Origin of the sequence: Halocatena pleomorpha, assembly GCF_003862495.1 — an archaeon.
Lineage (GTDB): Archaea > Halobacteriota > Halobacteria > Halobacteriales > Haloarculaceae > Halocatena > Halocatena pleomorpha.
Genome location: NZ_RRCH01000038.1, coordinates 22,337 through 42,949, shown reverse-complemented (window position 1 = coordinate 42,949; position 20,613 = coordinate 22,337). Strand labels below are relative to the sequence as shown.

The following is a 20,613-nucleotide window of genomic DNA, read 5'->3' as shown; positions in this document are numbered from 1 at the left end:
GGAACCAGCGAGTCGCAGCGCGAACGAAGTGAGCGACCGGCTCGCTAGGCGAGCGGTGCGCGAAGCGTGGTTCGAAACGGCGTAGCCGTTTCGTCATGCCAAAAGGCGCGTAGCGCCTTTTGTAGCACACCCGAGCGGAAAAAAGTGGGTGCAAAAAAGTGGGGATTCTAGAACTCGCAGCTCACGGTGCCGTCGCCGTGGAGATCGATGATACCATCGAACAGCTCGCGGTATCCATCAAGTACGTCTTGGGAGTGGACCGAGCGGGCGACGTGGAACAGACCGACAGCGTCATGTGCGTCGATGAGATCGACGATCTGCTCGACTGCATCGCGGGTGCGCTCCTCGTCGGCGTAGTAGGCCATCTCGGTGACGGAGTCGATGCTGATGCGCAGTTTCCCATCATGGGTTTCGAGAAACGTTCGAATGGCGTCGATCATGCCGTCGAGATCCTCTGGAGAGGGAACGTACCGAACGTTACTACTCGACCGGCGGGAGTACCCCCGTTCGATCGACAGCGTATCGAGGATGACGGCTTTCGACGCGTCAACATCGTAATGATCGAGTTTCTGTTTAACCTCGCGCGCTGTGGTTCGCGTTGAAAGGATGAACAGGTGATCCGTGTCGGTTTTGAAGAAATCGGTGTCGAGTCGGTCGGTCTCCCCGGTGCTGGTGTGGAGAAGCATGAGACACGTTCCGGCTGAAATGGTTTCGGGTGCGTTCTCGATGGCGAGGCGATAATCCATAATATCGTACCCATCCGGGGCACTATTAACTTTTCAGGAAGCGTGCAGCACTCACCAACGAGGAACGAAGGAGAAACGATGGTGAATTGATGTGGATCAGTCCGGAAGCTCCTCGAACGTCTTTCTGGCCCACACGATGGCGTATTCGGGACCGCTCTCCCGATAGGCCGCCGTATCGAGCGCCTCAAACGGCGTCGGGAGATCACATCCGTGTTTCAACGCGTTGCAAGCGAGCTCTGCGGCCGCAGCGAAACTCGTTTCGCCCGTTGCGACTTCCGATGTCAATCCGGACAGCCGAGGGGTGAGTCGCTCGCCAGCATCGCGCCACGCGGCGTGCAGTTCCGGGACGGTCTCCGCCCACGACTCAAAGATCGGTCGGGTGTGGAGTCCGAGGTAGGCCGCGTACAGAGCGGTCGCCAGCTGGTAGGTGTCGGCCGGTGAAAGCGGCGTCGCGGCGTCCAACGTGGAATACTCTGAGCGGAAAAAGCCGATGAACTGTTCGGGAACACCCAACCCCGCTTGCACCAGCGCCTCCGCAATGAGAAACTCCACGAACGAGTCGGGCGATCCCGCCGTCCGGTCTTTGACGAACACCGTGGGCGGCGTGGTCTGTGTTGTCCACGTCACGCCGCCATCGCCGGGAAGACCGATCGTGAAGTCAGAGCCGACGTACGCACGGAGTTGCTCGGGACAGTCCGAAGGTAGCCAGTCGTCAGGATGAGTGACCGGATCGAGTGCGTTGACGAGCAGGCCGAGGTCCTCTGCCTGTGCGGAGGGCAGCGTCTGGAAATCAGAGGCGTCGACGACGATCGCCTCCGGCGCGTGCTCATCCCGGACGGCCGCGAGCGATTCGGAGAGATCACGCGGAGTGAACATCCCACTCACACGGCAACGACCGCAATGATTGCGAGCGCGGCCACAGCGGAGCCACCTAGGGTACCAACGACAATCTCTGTTGCAGTGCTCATACGTGTATACGACTATCTCACCGACGAACGTTTAATCTTGTTGTGTTGCCCCACAAAGATGATAGTCGACAGTCCGACGTTCCACTCCGAACGTATCGACTATTTCCGAGTGGCTGAGCTGGTTTCTCCATTGTCACGAGACACTCATCACTGGAAACACGATTTCAGGTCCGGCAGAACGTCACTCAATCACTCCCAGCCGGCAGGCACTATACCCGGGGCTGATGGGGTATCTCGGATAGAACCAATGAACCACAGCAGGGCTGCGCCGCTGACGAGTGCATAAGCAGCAAACTGGCTCTGGATAGCCCATCCGGAGAGGGTTTGGTACCCAAACGTGACTGTCATCACGGAAAATCCAGCCGCGGTCCACGGCGCACCGTATGCGAGCGCAATGACGCCACACCACCCCATACCTACTGTCATCGTCGTCCCGATGGCTGTTTGGACCGATACGCCGACCATCAGCACTGGATCGAAGATCAACAAGAACGCGAGAACGCCGACAACAGGATACATACCGACGGTAAACGGACGATAAAGATTCGTTTCCATTACCATATATTAAATTTCCAACATAATAACTATTATGTTAAATTCCCCTACTCGCCCGGTCAGGTGAACCTCACACCGCTACGTCCAGTGATTCGAGTAGCTCCTCGGCTTCCTCGCGTTTCTCTTGGTGATCTTCGAGAAACGCCTTCATCAGCTGTGCGGCTTGTTCTTTACAGTCGCCACAGAGGCGCTCGCCGTTGACGCACTCATCGTACACCGTTTTAGCTAAGTCGTCGTCGTCCCCGGCGAGCAGGTAGGCGTACAGCTCATAGACGGGGCACTCATCGGCCTCGCCGCCGAGTTTCCGCTGGAGTTCGGCGGTTTCCCGTCCTGCGGTGGTTGCTGCGTTGACCTTATCGTATCCGTCGTCGGGATCATCAAGCAGGCTGATGTGGCTCGCAGGAACAGACGAGGACATCTTGCCGCCGGTCAGGCCGGTCATAAAGCGGTGGTAGATCGAGGAGGGCGGATAAAAGCCGTAGCCGTCGTGCTCGATCTCGATCTCGCGCGCCAACGCTGTGGCCGCCTCGCGGGAGTACTCGAACGCGTCGATGTGACCTTCATACACGCGCTTTTCGCCGTCGATCGCGTTGATGAGCGCCGTGAACGCCTCGTCACTGGCGTTCCGATCGAGAAATCGAACGCGGGGCCGAATCGGTTCCTTCCCCGCTGCCCGAAGACTTTCTTCGAGATCGGGCGCGTCACGGTGGTCGGCAATCCAGTCGGCAGCCGCCACACACCGGATCGGTTCTTCTGCGTCCGCACCGCCGAGCGCCTCGTAGGCCGCTTCGATGAGTGCACGCTCCTCGGAATCTGCCTCGAAGCTCGCGTACGCTTCGGTGACTTTGAACGATCGCATTCGTGCCGCGAGATCGCGCGCGAGCCGTACGTGTGGATCCTGATCAGGACCCACAGGGATCACGGTCGGTTTCGGTTCGTCGAGTTGGGGGTAGAGGATGTCCGCCATCTGGGTGACGACGCTCTGCATGTGAGAGATGTCGGTCTCCCCATCAAAGCCATAAATTGCCTGTAGCTCCGAGGCGTTCGTTTCGATCCCCAATTCAAAGGCGAGATCCTGCACAGCACGGTTTTCCGATTGGCGGTACAGCGTCCCCTCGTCGGGATCGAACCCGAGCGCGAGCAGTGACAGTAGGTAATCGCGGGCGTGTTCGTCGATCTCATCCCAGTCGAGTCCCCGAGCGGAATGGGCTTCGAGATCCGCGATCAATCCATAGGCGTCGGCCCCCTGCCGCTGGTGCCAGATGATCTCATCGAAGACGAGTTTGTGCCCAATGTGTGGCTCACCGGTTGGCATGAACCCCGAGAGGACGGCCGCCTCTCCCGTCTCTAGCCCATCGAGCACCCGATCATACTCCCGGTGGCCGAAGATGACGCCCCGTCGCATTAGATAATGGGGGTTCGGAACGTTGGGCAGCACCGACTCGAACGATTCGATACCGAACTCCGAAAAGAGCTTCTGGTAGTCCTCGACGGTTGCCGAACCCCACGGATCGAGTGTGAGATCGTCAGCTCCTGCCGTTCCGGAGTCCGTCTCGGCCGTTCGTTCGTCGGTGTCCCGTTCGGAATCGTGATCGTGCTCGCTCATGGTGTGAGTCGACTGATCGACCGCCAGTCTATTGCACCTGTCGCGTCGGTCAGCGCAAAAACCATTCGTTTGCGGACCCCATGGGCCAACCGGCCATCGAGTGCGAGATCACGCGGCGAAAAGGTGTGATCCTGAGAGACCACTCTGATAAGCTGTTCGGAGTGATCAAGCTCATCGACGTGTTCGATGCGTGCGTACGTTCGGAAGTCGGCACCGAACTTGTATCCGGTTTTGGGAACCACACCCTGATCCCGAAGCGTGCTGTAGACGGCCCGCCGGCGATCGAACCGATCGCCCTCGACGACGCGACCCCGCTCAATGATGCCCTCTATCCCAGCATCGACCCGAATGATACCGCGCTCGGCGAGATGAGCCGCCTCAACGAGCGAACATTGGATCGACATCGACCCAGTGGAAGACGCATCGCGTGCACTCAGCGGTTGGCCGTAAAACGCGCGTTCGTAGAGCACAGACGGGGCATCCCACAACACGACACGATCAGCGAGCAACATTCCGGGAACGTTTTCGGGAAGACTGTGGTCGGTCGAGCCGGTCACATCGGGGGTGTCGACCGAGAAGTAGGTGATTTCGCTCTCTTCATCGACGACTGCAAGCGTCTCTGTGAGTGAGGATGCCGAAACCGCCGCACGCTCACCGACCACTCGAACGCGGTACTCGGTGACGCCGTCCCACGGCCCGTTTCCTCGCGGATAAACGACAAAATCGATGTTGTCGGTTGCGTCCGATCCGACCCATCCATCACGCGCTGGCGACAAATAGAACCCCCGTTCCCTGAGATCCTTGTACACCAGAAACCGAACGAGCGTGTCAGTCGTGGCAAGAAAGGATCGAAAACCCATCCCATCGACCGCTTCCAGATCGCCGCGAAAGAGGAGATGAGCCGCCTCGACGGGTGAGAGCGCGAGTGCGTCGCCGCGCGGATGGCCGTAGCCCCGATTATCGTAAAACCGCTCGCGGGCGGGGGACGGAACGTGTACCGTATCGCCCTCCATCGAACCGTGCATACGCCTATTCGCGGAGCGACGGACAAAGCGACTGTGGTTGGCTGGCGGGGGTCAGTTTGACTGTCCACAGCCGGGATCGAGACACCGCAGCTGATCACCTGTCTCTGCCCGACCGATCCGAATCAACGGCAACCCACACGCACACGACTGATCGATCACAGTGGACTCCCTCTTGAGCGCGTACTGATCACCACTCGCGATGTCTACGACCGGACCACGACTTCGAACGTATGGACCCGTCCCGTCTGCCGTATCCGATGGCCCGACGGGGACACCGGCGACGCTCACAGGATACTCGCTACAGCCCGCAAGGTGGTGAAACCGAACAGTGAGACGTTGCTCGCCGTCGACAGCAGTAATCCGCGGGTGCTCGTCGTGATCGATGGCGAGCGACGCGGCGCGGGTCAGCCACACCGCCGGGGAGTAGCCACTGCGATCGTGGACGAGCACCGTACCGTCGGGTTTCACCAACACCACGACGTGTCCGCGAGCCGTCCGGGCTACCGGTCCCTGATACTCTGCCGTACAGTCGCCAGCGTACACCCGAATCCACTCGGTCATTGGCGAAGGTGGCTTCGGTTTTGTATATAAACCTTCACAGTATTCACAAATCACGAACGCACACCCGAGATGTCGGGCCACAAAACCCTTGTCACCAACGACGAGTATTTTGTCATGACAAAAGGACAAAGATACGATAGGCGAACGGTGTTACGTGGAACGGCGGCCCTCGGTGCGGGATCGCTCGCTGGCTGTTCGATGTTTTCAGAGGAGACTCAACCCGCTCAATCAGCAGAACCGCTACGGGACGCTCCTCGATGGGTCGGACCGCAGGAGGCACGTCCAGAGAGCGGCGAGCAGGCCGGCCATGAGTATCTCGTCGATCGGGGACCACAGCAAGGGACGCTGTACATCTGGCGAGAGGATAAATGGCACCGGATAGACGAACACGCCGAGAGCAGGGATCGATTCGCCGCTCAGTCCGCAACTGGCGGGAGTGGAACACCGGACGATCCGTGGACGCTCGAAGCCGACGTGGTACCGGACGGCGGGACGGTGTATTTCCAGCCGGGAAACTACGCCGCTTCGGCGTTGGCAACGCCTCCGGCTGCTGATTATGAGCAGACGGCGATGTATCTCAGGGGTGCCGGCGTTCGGACTACCACGTTGACCGACGACGCCACCGATGGATCGCTCATCACGTTTCAGAGCGATTCGTCGGGTAACTTCGGTGGCGTCAGCGACATGAGTGTGTTGGGACAGTTCCCCGACAAAGACAAACGCTCGAAAGGGCACCTCATCCACGGAACCGGGAAGATCATCGATACGCTGTATGAGAACCTCATCGTCCGGTATTCGTGGGGCGACGGACTCCGTCTCGAAGCCTCCACTTCGGGAACGCGACTCCGCAACAGTTGGATCGAGAATAATTTCGGGTGGAACGTGTATCTCGGTGGGGGAACGAGGCTAAAGCTCTCGAATTTACACATCGTTACCGGGAAGAGCGGCGGGATCTATCTCAGACCGAGCTACAGTCAGGTGTCAGGCGTTTCGATCGTCAACTGCTCACCCGGTCTCGAACTCGCTGGGGCCAACAATACCGTCACGAACGTGTACGTCACGGACGCAGAGGAGGGACCTGCGATCCGAGAAGGCGACGTGACCGGAAACGTTGTCAGCAACACGACGATCAAAGCGTCGGCGGTTGGCATCGCTACCGACGGAACCCGATCGCAGTACACGAACGTCGGCGTTTTCAACGCGAAACGGGAGGCGGTTCGGCTGAACGGAACGGGTGTATCAGTGACCGGGCTAACCGTTTCTGGGTTCGCAAGCGCGTCGAACGTACCAGCGATCGACTGTTCTGGCAGCAACTGTCGTCTCACGGGCGTCTCGCTCGCCCAGCCAAGCAGGGACGGAACGACCGTCGCGGCTCGGATCTCGGGGTCGCACACCACGCTGTCGAACATCGTTTGTCAGGGCACCAAACCGTGGCAGCTGATCGTGGACAACGCGGTCGAAACGGTGCTCGATTCCGTTCGGGGAGTGACGTTCGGCACTCTCAAAGATAAGGGAACGCGAACGCTACTCAACCGACAAGGGACGAACGCCGGAGACCCGCGATCGACGGGCGAATGGAACGGGCACGGCGGATACGCCAGCGCGATGGGTGCCACGGTGTGGAACACGAACACGACGCCGTGGACCGCGTTTCGAGCCGACGGTGCTGGAAACTGGGTTCAAACGGTGTAGTCGCTCAACCACGACGAGCGCGCTCACACGACACGCACGGTTTTCGATTCCGTGATCGGAACGAGGGGCAACTCGGGAAACGCCACGGTGATGGTGTACTCCAGTTCGTCCGCGTCGCCACCGAACACCCCGACAGGAACGGTGGTTTCCCCGAGATACGTGCTCGTATCCATCATCGACACGCCGTTGACGGTGACCGCGACGGTCGCTCGGGCGGTTCCGGCGGTTGTCGTGACGGTGACCTCACGAACGTCGTTCTCTCCGGCCGGAATAGCGTCGGGAAACGCACCCCACTTGATGGCGACAGCAGGAAGCTCACGGGCGCTATCGAGGACTCGTTTCGCAACTCCTTTTGAGAGTCCGGCGTCGATGAGTCCGTCGACACCCGTTTCAATGACATCTGCTGGTGTCGACAACCCTGCCCTCGCGAGGGTTTTGGCTCGGCCGGATCCGACGCCGTCGATCGCGGTCAACCCGACGGCTTCGGTGCTGATTGCGTTCTCGACGCGTGCCTCGACACGACGCGCCACGTTCGCCGCGGGCGGATCAGCAAATCGATCGAGAAACGTCCGGAGTGCTCCCAATAGCCGGAGCGCGTTGTGCCGGATCACCCACGCGTCGCTCTGCAGTTCTGACGGCGTCGAGCCAGTCGTACTCGATTTAAGGATCGCCAACACCTTACGGTGGCTGGGTTCCGAAAGCGACGTACGCCCCGATACGACGGCAGAGATGGCCTCTCGCTCGCTCTGCCGAGCACTGACGCTGTCGAATTCTGTCGCGCCGGCAACCGTCTCCAACACGTCGGCTTCAGTCACCGCGTCGCGCTTACAGAGCGTGTCGAACCGGGCGGCGGTGTCGAGCCGGAGGTAGTAGCGGGAGGTGAGCTGCCCCAGCGGCGTGGGTTCGATGTGGCGTTCGTCGGTCTTCACGAACCCATCGGTGACGAGCGAAGAGAGTGTCTCGCGTGCGGTGTCCCGGAGTTGCTCCCCTGAATCGTACGTCGATGCGCGTCGAGCGCGCACGAAGTAAAACGTGGTTTCGAGCCACTCCATCACGTCGTTGAGATCACCGATCGTGCCGAGCGCGATCTCGGCGTTGAGATGGGTAGCGAGATCGTCCGCGAGTCTGGATTCGATCGGCGTTCCGTCCTGTAACAGCGTGCGATAGCTCTCAGCGTCCGCTCGATCGCAAACCACGTAGGCGTAGCCGGCGTCGTCGTAGCCCGGTCTGCCCGCTCGTCCGAGCATTTGGAGCACGTCGAGCGGACTCATGTCGACTTCCCCTTCGAGTGGATCGTGAAGCTTCGTGTCCCGAATGACGACACAACGGGCGGGGAGATTCACGCCCCACGCGAGCGTCGAAGTCGAGAACAACAGCTGTATATCACCCCGACGAAACCACTGCTCGACGTGAGTTTTGTCCTCTCGGGACAGCCCGGCGTGGTGAAACGCGACGCCGTCAAGCACGGACTTTCGAAGAGTATCGTTCGTGAGCGTTTGGGTTTCAGTGTGAAAGTCGTATTCGCCGCGTGCGCCGATCGGAACATCTCGGGATGCCAGTTCGTCTCGGGCTTTCTCCGCGGCTTGGCGCGTGTCCTGCCGGGAGGCGACGAACATGAGCGCCTGCCCACCGTCACGGATGTGTGGCTCGGCCAGATCGAGCGCGCGGTACAGCCGGCGGTACTTGTCAGCAAACGGATTGTCGCCGTGAGTGTACGTCCGAACCTCCGCAGAGAGGGGGATCGGCCGGTAGTCCTCTCCAAACTGGAACGTTGTTTCCGGAACGGCGTCGAGCCAGCCAGCCACGTCGTCGACGTTCGGCATCGTGGCCGAGAGGGCGACGATACGCGGGTCACAGAGCCGGCGAAGGCGCGCAACTGTCACCTCAAGGACGCTGCCCCGCCGATCCGAATCAAGCAGATGCACCTCGTCAATAACACAACAGTCGACGTTCCGGATGAACTGGTATCTGGATGAATCGTGTTTCCGGGTTGCGGAATCGGCCTTTTCCGGCGTCATCACGAGGATGTCCGCGCGTTCTGCTTTTCGAGAATTAAAATCACGCTCGCCCGTGACGACGTACACCGAGTAGCCGAGTTCCTCAAACCGTTCCCATTCGCGTTCTTTCTCGTTCGTGAGCGCACGAAGCGGAGCGAGAAACAACGCCGTGCCAGCCGCTTTGAGCGTCTTGCAGATGGCGAGTTCGGCTAACGCGGTCTTTCCCGACGCCGTCGGGGCACTGACGACGACGTTCTCCTCGCGTTCTAAAATCGCCGGCAGCGCCTCTGTTTGCATCCGATTGAACGAATCGAAGGGGAAGGCACCGGCGAACTCCGGGATCCGCTCTGCGACGTTCACAGCGAAGGACGGATCCGACGGACCAAATGGATTTCTTTCTCTGTCTGGCGGGGGGAGTCTTCACTCCAATCGGGCCGACTGCGGAGTGTAGCTAACCGACGCAACGCCGTACTTCGCGTCGGTTGCGGTGCCCTTTCGAACCTCGCCATCCGCCAAAATTTGAACCGTGAGTGTCTCAGGGCTGTCGTCAAGTTTCTGTACGGTCGCGATGATCATGACCGGATGGTCGTCCTCGATAGCGATCGTTTCCGACCCGGTTCCATCTACGGACCGGGATCGCTCACCACTACCGACGACACCACTCCATTCCCGTTCATAGCGAACCCGAACCGAAAAATCGGCCGCGACCGCCCCTGAATCGGTATCAGTATCAGTATCAGTATCGGTATCGGTATCCCGATCGTCATCTGGCTCTCCGGCTCCCCTGTTATCGTCCCGTTCGACTGTTTCGTCGATCGTTTCGAGCAACTCCTCACGAGACAGTTCTCCGTGGAGATACTCGCGGGCGTGATCGTCAGTCAGGGTCCACTCGTAGGACGCCCCCTCAGACAGTGCCACGACGAAGTGGAGATCCCAACCGGACCCACCAGTCCGTCGTGTTAACTCGATAAATGCGTCGACAAACGCCGTCCTCCGCTGCTTGTGATTGGAGTTATCAGCCGAATACAACACTGCGATCGTTTCGCCACGGACATCGAACGACCACTGGATCCGGAGACCGTTCGACGCCAAGATCTCTTCGTACATGCTAACGAAAGCGTCCGCTTCGATCGGTCGCGATCGATCAGTTTCGGTGAACGAACCGTTTGACACAGGCGTTCTCTGTTCTACGGAGAGGATATTCGGCTGCGTTTCCTGTGAGCCATTCGATGGTTGTGCCGTCGACGAATAAGCATTGTGGCTACCCACGGTGAGTAGAAACGCCGTGAGAGCGTCCGCGCGGTTAGTCAGCGGCTGCGGCGTAGGCCGCTCGGTCGAGCATCCCTTCTGCGGTTGCGTAGCGGTAGTAGCCAGCCAGCCCGAGAGCGGCGACGATGTTCGAGATCGTGACGGCCCAGAACACCCCCGATGCTTGCAACGAGAGGACGATCCCACCGACGACTGCGATCGGAAGCCGCACACCCCAATACTGGAGGAGGCTCGCCGCGAAACTCGTTTGGGTACGGCGTGCGCCGTTGAACCCGGCTTGAAAGAGATACACAGCACCGATCGCCGGGTAGCCGTACGCGAGAATGGCGAGATACTCGACGGCGAGATGCGTCGCGGTCGACGACAGCGAGGGGACGAACAGGGTGGCGATCGTTTCTGGGATGGCCAACTGTGCGAGTCCGATGAAAGCGAGTGTGCCGCCGGCAATCCCGACGCCGATCCACGTGGTTCGACGCGCGCGGTCAGTCGCTCCCGCGCCGAGATTCTGCCCGATGATGCTCTGGGCGGCCTGTTGGAGGCTTCTCGATGGAATGACGGCGATGCTCGCAACCCGGTAACCGACGATGTAGGCTGCAAGACCGGCACTTCCAGCCGCACGGAAAACGACCAGAATCAATGCCAGCTCTACACCTTGTTTCAAGATGGACTGACCACCGGCCGGGACACCGATGTCCACAAGTTCACGAACTGTGCCCATGTCGATCCCAACGGCGGCCCGCGAAAGCATACCGTCGTTGCGACCGCGTGCGATCAACGCCAGTCCGGTTGCCCCGCCGACACCGTATCCGACGAGCGTCGACAGCGCAGCGCCAGCGATGCCGACGCCACTGAACTGCGTCATCGACGCTGCTGCCGACTGGAGCCCCGTCAATCCGAGCCCCACGAACAACGGATTATCGTAAAAGCCGAAGATCAAGATCGGATCGAGGATCATGTTCACCGAGAGGGCGATGACGTTCATGTACAGCGCTGCCCGAGAATCACCCCATCCGATGAACGCGGCTTCTGTCGTATCGGAGACGCCCGCGATCCACACACCGGCGGCGAAGACACCGAAATACGCCACTGCGAGATCGACGACCTGGGATGACACAGAGCCAGGACGGACACTCATGAGCAGTTCGAAGAATGGACGCGCCCCGACGAATGCAACCACGCCGAGGACGAGTCCAGTACCGACCGAAACGACTAGCCCTGTGAACAATCCCCGGCGAGCACCGGACCAGTGTTCGCTACCGACGCGTTGTGAAACCAACACCTGTGTTCCGACGAACGGCATGACCAACACCACGGAAGAAACGACCGAGATGAGCGGCATCGTAAAGCCGATCGCCGCGACCGCGTCGCTACTCAACCGCCCGACCCAAAACAGATCGACCACTTGCTGGATTACTTGCACTATATTCTGGACCAACAACGGGCCTGATAACACCAACAACCCCCGTGCCAACGATCCTTGTGTTATATCTTCGTTATTGATGTTGAACATTAACCAGTATTCACATAATACATTGATAATATTTATGTAATCTAATTGTTATGAAAATTGTGAACCACAGATTTTAATCACGGACGGTCGTCCCTTCGGTTATGAGTCGCGCGCGCAAGCCCGATTGGTTGAAGATGCGTCCGCCGTCGGGTCGGCGCTTCACTGAGATCAAACAGGTGCTCCGAGATCACGATCTCCACACGGTGTGTGAGGAGGCAAACTGTCCGAATCTGGGTGAGTGTTGGAGCGGCCGCGAGGGACCAGGGACCGCGACGATCATGCTCATGGGTGATCGGTGCTCACGGGGATGTAACTTCTGTGACGTGAAGACCGGAGGAATGGAGCCGCTCGATCCAGATGAGCCGGCGAACGTCGCCAGCGCGATCGCGGAGATCGGATTGGAGTACGTCGTTCTCACCTCCGTCGACCGGGATGATCTCCCTGATCAGGGAGCTGGACATTTCGCTCGAACGATCGAGGAGATCAAAACTCACCACCCCGAGACGGTGGTCGAAGTACTCGTTCCCGACTTCCGCGGAGAATCCGACTGCGTCGAGAAGATCATCGACGCCGAGCCGGATGTGATCGCCCACAACATCGAGACGGTCGAACGGCTCCAGTGGCCGGTTCGGGATCGGCGGGCTGGCTATGAACAGTCGTTGTCTGTGCTTGAACAGGTGAGTGAGACATCCGATATCCATACCAAGACATCGCTCATGCTCGGTATCGGAGAGTACGACCACGAGATCTACCAGACGATGGGCGATCTCCGCGAGATCGGTGTCGATATCGTGACGTTCGGTCAGTATCTCCAACCGTCTCGAAGCCACCTCGAAGTGAGCGAGCATGTTCATCCAGACAAGTTTTCGACATGGCAACAGATAGCACACGAGGAGTTCGGATTTCTCTACTGTGCGAGCGGCCCGCTTGTGCGGTCGTCCTATCGTGCTGGTGAGCTGTTCGTTGAAGCCGTTCTCCGCGAAGGGAAATCCGTTGAAGCGGCCAGACGGACTGCTGGCGTCGACGCGGAGTAACGCTCAGGGCAACACGGATTCGAGTGCAGGGATCGATTCGACGAAAAACTCCTTATCCTCTTGTTCGATTCCGAGTGCGAACAATCCAAGCGCGAAGACGATTCCGCCGACAACCCCACCGATGACGAGCAGGGGATATCCAGAAAGGAACGTTTTCAGGCCATACATCACAGCGCCGGCACCGAGGCCGGCAAGAATCGGCTTGAAGAATTTCAGCGAATACGGCATCAATCCTTCGAGATACCACACCTCCACGACACGGACAAGGTTGATCACCGACAGGACACTCACCGTCGCAAGCGCAGCACCGACGAGACCGAACCGGCTGATGAACAGGTAGTTGAGAACGACGTTGAACACGCCGAGCGCCCACTCGTTGACCATCGATACGTACTGGTGGTCAGTCATTATCAGCATGTAATTGCTCGGACCGGCGAGGGCGTTCATCAGCTCACCGAGGACGAACAATAGAAGCACGGTGACACCAGCAGTGAACGCGTTCCCGAATACCCCGAGCAGTTCCTCCGCGTAGACGATCGTGGCGGCCGCAGGAAGCAACGAGACCGTGAACGTCCATCTGGTCACCATCGTGTACACTGATTGGAGTTCCTCGATCTCTCCGTTCGAATACAGCCGCGAGGCGATTGGAGGAAACAGCTGATTAAAACCGGTGAGTGGGAGTCGGAGCAGGCTTGCGAGTACGGTTGCGATGTTGTAGACGCCAACACGACTGCCCGCAGAAAGCAAAAATCCGACCATCAACACGTCGATCCGTCGGTACAGTAACCGTCCGACATCCGAAAACGTCAGTGGAAGTGAGACATCGTAAAACTCCCGAATGTCTCCGCGTGAGCCGCCAAGCGTCGGATGGAATGAGGTACGAGAGAGAAACACCACGGCTGCAATCCCGAATGTCAGGACGGTCCCGACGATGATGGCAGCCGTAACGCCGACGACGGACGCCCCGACGACAAGCGCGATGCCGGCGAAGAGAATCCGGATCGTCTGTGTAGTGACATTCTCTAAAAGCATCTTGTACGCTTGGCGTTCAACACTCTGGAACACGCTGCTGACGATTCTAATGAGTGTATAGAACACGATGAAGACAGCAAAGAGCCGCAAAACGTCGGTGAGCAGCGGATTGTTCAGCGTCAGCTCAGTTATCGTGGGAGCAGAGACGTACACCCCTCCACCTAACAGGACGCTTCCCCCAAGAGAGGTCAGAGACGCGAGACCAAGCAGTCGATTCTGCTTGCGGGGATCGTCCTCATACAGAGGGACGAACTTCAAAATCGCCTTGCTCGTCCCGAGATCGGCGAAATTGACAATGAACATGGCGATCGTGAACCCATACGTGTAGATACCGTACAGTTCAGCACCCAATCCTCGGGTCAACAACAGCTGAAACACGAATCCGAGCGCCTTGCTGAGCCCAGACCCGACCGCGAACACTGATGCACCACGCGTCACCGATCGAAGCGAGGAATAAAGGCCAGAATCAGAGCGAGACGGCATCTGTACGTGAACGTGAGTGAGACCTGTTGATTATCTTTTTCGTTTCGATCTTGACGGTGCAACAACTGGGTCGTGTGTGACTTATACGTATCCCAGATCCCGAAGTCGGTCGGTCACCGCGTCGTCGTCAATCTCTTCGACGCGATCGATCGTCGGCTCGTATTCGCCATTGTCCACCCCAGTCGTTACGCTCCATGGCACTTGCCTAATAGAGGGAAGCAGCATGTAAGATGGATGACCCCAAAATCCAAACTCACCGAAGGCGTTGGCGTGATCAGCAGAGATCACGACTCGGTTTGCATCGAGGTTCTCTAGGAGCAACTCGACGTCATCAAGCACGTATTGGAGGTTGTCCCGATAGGCGTTCCACACACGATCCGCTGAGAGCGTGTATCCGGCTTGATCCCAGAGATCATTGAACCCATCACCGAAGTCCTCAGGACCCTTGTATGATCCTAGCTCCGGTTCGGTCACGAACGGGACGTGAGGTTGCATGTAGTGGACGATCATTTGGTCTACGGATTCGTTGCGCCAGACGTCGATCGCCGAATCGGTTAACGGCCGTGCTGGGATCGTATGGAGCTCATCATCCCATGCATACCGCCAGACCTCATCGAAATACGCGAATTCCGATCCTGAAAACATCCTCGAAAACGGATTACCAGTCACGTAGGCGGTACTGGCCGTCTTCTCCGTGTATTCGCCCTTGAAATTGCGCTCCATCCACGTGGACGATTTGCTTGCGATCGAATAGAACGTCTCTATCTCACCGAGAAAGTCGTATTCGTCGGCAACCTCCCGGAGGAGATCGACTCGGCACGCGTCTAACACGACGAGAACATCCCACTCGCGTTCGTAAATTGAGTGACCAGGGTTCCCGATTCGACGAATGTACTGTTCATTCAGTTCGTGGAACGCCGCCCTCCACGTAGTCACTGCCCCCTCTCGAGCACCCGCAAGTCCGTTCTTTTGCCACTCTTCATAGCCGTATCGGATCCGTTTTCGGAACCAGCGAGTTGGTGAGGGAGACACGTGGTAATGCTGATGATTGAAGTACAATACCGTTTCGTTATTCCATTGTTGGTGTGTGAGCAAGCCTTAAAATATAGCATCTTGAGCGCTATCACGGAACGAAAGACGACAGAGAGGGCGTTTTTGATTGTCACCTAAATTCCCAGTGATACGTTAATTCTGAATATATAGAATCTTCCTGTAATAGAATCCAAGCGTTAATATGTACCGTTGATACAAATCCATCCATGAATAGCCATCGTGCAGATGGTCTCGGTGGGGATCCGAGTACACAGGCGATCATTCTCGCTGCCGGTCAGGGGCGACGACTCCAACCACTAACCGACAATACACCCAAGACGCTACTGGACGTCGGTGGGCAGGCGATCCTCGAACACATCCTCCAAGCACTCGAAGCGAACGGATACGAGCGAGTCGTCGTCGTGACGGGGTTCGAAAGCGAGCAGATTAGAGACCACTGTCGATCCCGAGAATCACTGGAGATCGAATTCGTTCACAGCGAGCGGTTCGACTCAACCAACAACATCTATTCGTTGTGGTTGGCGCGGGACGACGCCCAAAATGGATTTACGCTGATAAATTCCGATACCTTATTTCCGACAAAGAGCCTTTCGAAATTACAGCAACACGACGGGAGCGCTCTCCTTGTTGATCCGGAAACCGAACAAACGGGCGAGGAGATGGTGGTAGCGTTCGACGGTGATAACATCGAAACCATTGGCAAGGATCTCGACGAGGGAGACGCCGAGTACATCGGTCTCTCGAAGTTCACCGCCGAAGACGCGAGCGTGCTGTTCAAGCACATCGGAGACTTCATCGAGCAGGACAAAGTCAACGGGTGGTACGAAGGGGCATTCGATCTCCTGTTCAACGATGTAAGCGTTGGATTCGTGGAAACGGATGGCCCATGGATCGAGATCGACACCGAAGAAGACCTATCAAAAGCAAAGAATATCTGCGGACGGCTCACAGTCGAGTAACGGGGAAACGATATGGATTCTACCGGAGTAGTGTCTCGGGTGAGTGCTGGTCTGACGTACCTTTGGTTCGGGTTACTGTACGTACTTTCGTTCGTTTGGCCAAAAGACGAAACACTGTGGGTGTTTGGTGCCAAAGAGGGGTCGGCGTTCGTTGACAATTCGAAGTATCTGTATCTTCACACAGTCGAAGAACGCCCGAACGTTCGGGCGGTGTGGCTGTCGAGAAACGAGTCAGTGGTCGAGACACTACAATCACAAGGACACGAGGCGTACCATGCCGACTCGTTCCGTGGAACGTACGCGAGCCTCCGAGCGAGCGTCGCATACGTGAGTCACGGTACACGGGATGTGAACGTGTGGTGTGCTGGTGGCACAACAATTGTTGGGTTGTGGCACGGAATCATGCTGAAGCAGGTCGAATGGGATGCTCATCGACAGATCGATCACCCCATTGTTGGACCAATTGAGCGGGGCAAATACGCCCTCTTCAAGCAATTCGACCGGTTGACCGTCACGAGTGAAGCGATGGTCGAACCGTTTGCGTCCGGTCGGAACATGGATCCATCGCGGGTCGTCGTCACAGGGTATCCGAGAAACGATCTTCTCGACGGGACGTTTCCGGACGAACGAATCGAAGCCAAAGCGGACATCTACGAAATGGCGGCTGAACGTCATAAGGAGAGCAACGTGTTCCTGTATGCTCCCACGTTCCACGAGGAAACGGGCGAGCACGTCGGGGAGCATCTCGATCTGTCGGAACTCGACGCGAAACTCACCGAGATCGACGCGTACCTCATCGTCAAACCCCACCCACGGGACCAGATAGACGTCGATCGAGCAGAATACTCGCGAATCATCTCAATGCCCTCTCCACTAGACGTGTATCCGCTGTTGCCATCGGTTGATGCGTTGATCACAGATTACTCATCGTTATACTTCGATTACTTGTTGCTTGATAGACCCGTCATCTTCTATCCGTTCGATCGAAAGCGGTACGGTGAGACACGAGGGTTCAATCTGAACTACGACGCGGTGACGCCCGGCCCGGTTGCGACCGAGTTCGAGGAATTGCTAGCCAGCATCGAATCAGTAGTCGAAACTGACGAGTTCGCTAACGAGCGAGATGCGGTTCGAGAGGAGTTTCTCCAGCCGCTAGGAACGAATCGGTGTGAAGCCGTCTGTGATCAGTTCGATCCCACTCGGGAGTGAACGGCCTGTTATCGATCGAGTTACTGGTGAGAGCGGCGAGAGAAGCAATCGTTAGCCGAGAATGGAGTCGTGAGTGGCGGACGTGGTAATAACTTGTTCGAAGACATTAACCATCTGATCCGCAGTGTGCTGCCACGAGAAGGTGGTCGCCCGTTTGCGCCCTTGACGTGCTAATTCAGCACGGCGCGTTGCGTCAGTGATCAGCCGATCGAGAGCAGCAGCGATCTCCTCTGGAGCTTCGGGATCAACGAGGATCGCACCATCGCCCGCGATTTCAGGGATCGCGTACCGATCTGATGCAACAACAGGAGTCCCACAAGCCATCGACTCAAGAACTGGCAGTCCGAACGTTTCATGAAGGGATGGAAAGACAGTTGCCACGGCATTGGAAAGCAACTGGACGAGCGTCTGCTGTTCGATCCAGCCGGTAAATAGGATCTCTGACTCAATCCCCAGACGATCGATCTCCTCTCGAACCTGTGTGTTTGATTCCCAACCCGGGCCACAAACGACGAGTTGTACGTCCTGCTCTAAACGCGCGAATGATCGTAACACCCCCTGTGGATTTTTCTTTGGATCAAAAGAGCTGACATGGAAAACGTACGGAGTATCACTGTCAAGACCGTTGAGATGTGGTGTCGTTTCAACGGGGGTGAACACGTCGTGATCGATTCCATTTGGGACGGTACTCGTCGATGGGGTCCACGGATACCGATCCGCAACCCGCCGTCGAAGATCGTCTGAGACACAGACGACATGGTCGAACTGCATCATCCGCCACCCTTCAAGGACACGCAGAGCGTAACTTTTCGCCCGGCCATCGACGTGAGGAATTTCCCAGTGCTCGTCGCCGTGATACCAGAGAACAGACGGCGTCGAGAGAAATCCCGGTTGTACTCTATCGGTCAATCGATACCAAAGAACGCTATCAAAATCGGCGTTATCAATCGCGCGCTCACACTGCCACGGCGTTCGGGGAACAGATAACCACTGGACGTCACCGAGTGGTTTTGGCCTGGATACAGGATCCTCATGACCAATGACAGTAACTGTGATCTTGTCACGAGGTATGAATTGTTCTATTAAATGTGAGAGGCATTGCTGAGGAGCGCTATCGGTTCCCGTTCGGAGGCGAGGGGCATAGATTCCGATGTCGGCCATACGATGGATTCAGACATCCAGATACAAATACAGCACGTGACCACACTTCGTTGGGGATCGAAGCAGCCGTTTCTGCAGGCCGGCTACGTCCGGGATCCGACGACCGCGCCAGCGAGCATCCAGAACGTCATGTACGCGACTTTCCCGATTTCGCCCGCAGCGATCCAGAAGTTGATGGCGTGAAAGCCAAGCATCCCACAGGCGATCATCGCCCAGAGCAGTCGATCCTCGTCATCGACTGTCATGGCGTTTTTGACCGCCACAAAGAGCACTGCCAGAAGGCTGGTGACGAACAGGATCACTCCCGGTATCCCGGTTCCGACCAGAAAGGATAGATACACGTTGTGCATCGAGATCGCGCGAGGAACGCCGTAATTCTGCGCAACGAGTGAAAAGTTCATCCCACCGATCCCGAACAGGGGGTTGGTGATGCCGATCTCAAGGGCCGCAATGTACTGTTGGACACGGATCGAGAGATTTCCCGTGTTTATCAACGGAACAGCGTCAACAACCGACACGACCATTTCAGAATCGACCTGAGACAACATCCCGGAGTCGCCCTTTGGTTCCGGGGTTGGTTTCGGCTCTGGGGCTTTCTCACTCGATGTTCTCGAGAGAAACAGAAGACAGCTCAGCAGACCTGCACCGACAGTAGTAGCGTAACCGCGCGCGTAGTCGTACGGTCCGCTCCGTGTCTCATTGGTGCGAAGATGAATGTACACTATCGAACCGAACAACAACAGGACAGTAAGCAAAAACGCAGCCCATCCAGAATCACTTGCGTTGACACGAAGGAGAAAGACACCGCCAGTGATAAATCCGAGAGAAAGCATCTGTTGCCAGTTCGATCCTCGGATAACGCGCTCTATCGCGACCGGCATCACGAGAAACAACAGCGTGATCAAAATCCGTGAAATGCCGGTGAACCCACCAGCGTATGTCGAGGCCGTGACCGCCATGGGTCCGATATGGAAGATCTCAAAGCCGTAACCGCTTGCCTCTCCGAGATAGCTGAGACCGAACGAGCCTCGATTGAACACCTCAGCGATCGCAAACAACGTGTGTCCGCTCACCGCGATAAGCAGCGAATACGCGATAGTTCGGAGTCCAACGTACCGTCCAATAACCATTGCGGTGCCGAACAACAGCAGATGTCGAAGTTGCGCTACCGAGAAGAAAAGTCCCATCATCGTCGATGGGCCATCCCCTACGACAGCAGCAATTACCGACCAAACGACAAGTCCGGCAAGAGCATACACGGCGATCCGCCCATGACGGTCGGTTGGCAGTCTGAACCGGGTTGAGGACCACATCGCCAACAAAACGACAAGCGGCACTGCCGCGACGTCAGCCAGCATGATCTCAACAGTGTACGCCCCGAGTCGACCACCGCGGCTGATCCCAGCGATCGGAATCTCGGCCTGAAACGTACAGAGGACGATGATCCCGCTACACATTCCTTCAAGGAGGTTATCCGTGAGAACTATCCCACTAGCATAAACAACGCCAGCGATGGCTACCACTGCGAGGAGTGGGAAACCAGTTGTGAGCGTTACGACAGGAACGACAACCACGAGAAGAGCCGTAAGCGAAAGCGCAGAGAGAAGTACACCGCGTTTGGAAGCAGTACCGGGCGGTTCGGAGAGAAAAGAGAGTAGTGAGTTTCGCACTACTGTATAACTCATGACTGCTCAGTGACTTTCAGCGTAGATAATTATTTTGTCTTAGAATCAACTTGATAACGTCTCTCATC

Annotated in this window: 17 protein-coding genes; 4 read left to right on the top strand and 13 right to left on the bottom strand. The window is 57.4% G+C overall.

Annotated elements, in window-relative coordinates:
• Nucleotides 1-167 precede the first annotated feature (167 nt).
• The 6 genes from EIK79_RS16055 to EIK79_RS16030 all read right to left on the bottom strand — a co-directional run bounded on the left by EIK79_RS16055 (nt 168) and on the right by EIK79_RS16030 (nt 5,461).
• Nucleotides 168-746, bottom strand: coding sequence for a DUF7090 family protein (locus tag EIK79_RS16055; RefSeq protein ID WP_124956506.1), 579 nt, complete (start codon nt 744-746; stop codon nt 168-170).
• A 96-nt stretch (nt 747-842) separates the two neighbouring features.
• Nucleotides 843-1,622: a DUF7089 family protein gene (locus EIK79_RS16050; RefSeq protein WP_124956514.1), complete on the bottom strand. Its 780-nt coding sequence runs from the start codon at nt 1,620-1,622 to the stop codon at nt 843-845.
• 281 nt (nt 1,623-1,903) lie between these two features.
• On the bottom strand, nt 1,904-2,269 hold the full coding sequence (locus EIK79_RS16045) for a hypothetical protein (RefSeq protein WP_124956504.1): 366 nt from the start codon (nt 2,267-2,269) through the stop codon (nt 1,904-1,906).
• Between the two features lie 70 nt (nt 2,270-2,339).
• The gene (locus EIK79_RS16040; RefSeq protein WP_124956502.1) at nt 2,340-3,875 is read right to left on the bottom strand and encodes a tryptophan--tRNA ligase; all 1,536 of its coding nucleotides are present in this window, start codon (nt 3,873-3,875) and stop codon (nt 2,340-2,342) included.
• Entirely contained in the window at nt 3,872-4,900 is a 1,029-nt protein-coding gene (gene endA, locus EIK79_RS16035; protein ID WP_124956500.1) for a tRNA-intron lyase, read from the bottom strand. The genes EIK79_RS16040 and endA overlap by 4 nt, the downstream gene beginning before the upstream one ends.
• Nucleotides 4,901-4,951: 51 nt before the next feature.
• Nucleotides 4,952-5,461: an endonuclease NucS domain-containing protein gene (locus tag EIK79_RS16030; RefSeq protein ID WP_124956498.1), complete on the bottom strand. Its 510-nt coding sequence runs from the start codon at nt 5,459-5,461 to the stop codon at nt 4,952-4,954.
• A gap of 114 nt (nt 5,462-5,575) precedes the next feature.
• Here EIK79_RS16030 and EIK79_RS16025 point away from each other — a divergent pair, with 114 nt between their 5' ends.
• Nucleotides 5,576-7,153, top strand: a complete 1,578-nt coding sequence (locus EIK79_RS16025; protein WP_185715678.1) for a right-handed parallel beta-helix repeat-containing protein — start codon at nt 5,576-5,578, stop codon at nt 7,151-7,153.
• A gap of 23 nt (nt 7,154-7,176) precedes the next feature.
• Here the strand turns inward: EIK79_RS16025 and EIK79_RS16020 are convergent, their stop codons facing one another.
• The 3 genes from EIK79_RS16020 to EIK79_RS16010 all read right to left on the bottom strand — a co-directional run bounded on the left by EIK79_RS16020 (nt 7,177) and on the right by EIK79_RS16010 (nt 11,929).
• Complete coding sequence (locus EIK79_RS16020) at nt 7,177-9,510, bottom strand: DEAD/DEAH box helicase (protein ID WP_124956494.1); 2,334 nt, start codon at nt 9,508-9,510, stop codon at nt 7,177-7,179.
• A 60-nt stretch (nt 9,511-9,570) separates the two neighbouring features.
• Nucleotides 9,571-10,323: a hypothetical protein gene (locus EIK79_RS16015; protein WP_124956492.1), complete on the bottom strand. Its 753-nt coding sequence runs from the start codon at nt 10,321-10,323 to the stop codon at nt 9,571-9,573.
• Between the two features lie 130 nt (nt 10,324-10,453).
• A complete protein-coding gene (locus EIK79_RS16010; RefSeq protein ID WP_124956490.1) occupies nt 10,454-11,929 on the bottom strand; it encodes an MATE family efflux transporter in 1,476 nt (491 codons plus the stop codon).
• Between the two features lie 101 nt (nt 11,930-12,030).
• Here EIK79_RS16010 and lipA point away from each other — a divergent pair, with 101 nt between their 5' ends.
• Nucleotides 12,031-12,963 (top strand): lipoyl synthase, encoded by a 933-nt coding sequence (lipA, locus tag EIK79_RS16005; RefSeq protein WP_124956488.1) that lies wholly within the window; start codon nt 12,031-12,033, stop codon nt 12,961-12,963.
• 3 nt (nt 12,964-12,966) lie between these two features.
• On the opposite strand, the gene EIK79_RS16000 is transcribed toward lipA, so the two are convergent.
• Both EIK79_RS16000 and EIK79_RS15995 read right to left on the bottom strand, forming a co-directional pair.
• Nucleotides 12,967-14,433 (bottom strand): flippase, encoded by a 1,467-nt coding sequence (locus EIK79_RS16000; RefSeq protein ID WP_233738229.1) that lies wholly within the window; start codon nt 14,431-14,433, stop codon nt 12,967-12,969.
• Between the two features lie 126 nt (nt 14,434-14,559).
• Complete coding sequence (locus EIK79_RS15995; RefSeq protein ID WP_233738227.1) at nt 14,560-15,510, bottom strand: alkaline phosphatase family protein; 951 nt, start codon at nt 15,508-15,510, stop codon at nt 14,560-14,562.
• 227 nt (nt 15,511-15,737) lie between these two features.
• Here EIK79_RS15995 and EIK79_RS15990 point away from each other — a divergent pair, with 227 nt between their 5' ends.
• Nucleotides 15,738-16,490, top strand: a complete 753-nt coding sequence (locus tag EIK79_RS15990) for a phosphocholine cytidylyltransferase family protein (protein ID WP_185715677.1) — start codon at nt 15,738-15,740, stop codon at nt 16,488-16,490.
• A gap of 12 nt (nt 16,491-16,502) precedes the next feature.
• Nucleotides 16,503-17,699: a CDP-glycerol glycerophosphotransferase family protein gene (locus EIK79_RS15985; protein WP_124956484.1), complete on the top strand. Its 1,197-nt coding sequence runs from the start codon at nt 16,503-16,505 to the stop codon at nt 17,697-17,699.
• A gap of 51 nt (nt 17,700-17,750) precedes the next feature.
• Here the strand turns inward: EIK79_RS15985 and EIK79_RS15980 are convergent, their stop codons facing one another.
• Entirely contained in the window at nt 17,751-18,860 is a 1,110-nt protein-coding gene (locus EIK79_RS15980; RefSeq protein ID WP_124956482.1) for a glycosyltransferase family 4 protein, read from the bottom strand.
• Between the two features lie 83 nt (nt 18,861-18,943).
• On the bottom strand, nt 18,944-20,545 hold the full coding sequence (locus EIK79_RS15975; protein ID WP_124956480.1) for an O-antigen ligase family protein: 1,602 nt from the start codon (nt 20,543-20,545) through the stop codon (nt 18,944-18,946).
• Nucleotides 20,546-20,613: the final 68 nt, after the last annotated feature.

Excerpts from the sequence above, each read along its gene's own strand:
- EIK79_RS16055 (WP_124956506.1), bottom strand. The coding sequence starts at position 746 with ATGGATTATCGCCTCGCCATCGAGAACGCACCCGAAACCATTTCAGCC.
- EIK79_RS16050 (WP_124956514.1), bottom strand. The coding sequence starts at position 1,622 with ATGTTCACTCCGCGTGATCTCTCCGAATCGCTCGCGGCCGTCCGGGAT.
- EIK79_RS16045 (WP_124956504.1), bottom strand. The coding sequence starts at position 2,269 with ATGGAAACGAATCTTTATCGTCCGTTTACCGTCGGTATGTATCCTGTT.
- EIK79_RS16040 (WP_124956502.1), bottom strand. The coding sequence starts at position 3,875 with ATGAGCGAGCACGATCACGATTCCGAACGGGACACCGACGAACGAACG.
- endA (WP_124956500.1), bottom strand. The coding sequence starts at position 4,900 with ATGCACGGTTCGATGGAGGGCGATACGGTACACGTTCCGTCCCCCGCC.
- EIK79_RS16030 (WP_124956498.1), bottom strand. The coding sequence starts at position 5,461 with ATGACCGAGTGGATTCGGGTGTACGCTGGCGACTGTACGGCAGAGTAT.
- EIK79_RS16025 (WP_185715678.1), top strand. The coding sequence starts at position 5,576 with ATGACAAAAGGACAAAGATACGATAGGCGAACGGTGTTACGTGGAACG.
- EIK79_RS16010 (WP_124956490.1), bottom strand. The coding sequence starts at position 11,929 with ATGTTCAACATCAATAACGAAGATATAACACAAGGATCGTTGGCACGG.
- lipA (WP_124956488.1), top strand. The coding sequence starts at position 12,031 with ATGAGTCGCGCGCGCAAGCCCGATTGGTTGAAGATGCGTCCGCCGTCG.
- EIK79_RS15990 (WP_185715677.1), top strand. The coding sequence starts at position 15,738 with ATGAATAGCCATCGTGCAGATGGTCTCGGTGGGGATCCGAGTACACAG.
- EIK79_RS15985 (WP_124956484.1), top strand. The coding sequence starts at position 16,503 with ATGGATTCTACCGGAGTAGTGTCTCGGGTGAGTGCTGGTCTGACGTAC.
- EIK79_RS15980 (WP_124956482.1), bottom strand. The coding sequence starts at position 18,860 with ATGGCCGACATCGGAATCTATGCCCCTCGCCTCCGAACGGGAACCGAT.
- EIK79_RS15975 (WP_124956480.1), bottom strand. The coding sequence starts at position 20,545 with ATGAGTTATACAGTAGTGCGAAACTCACTACTCTCTTTTCTCTCCGAA.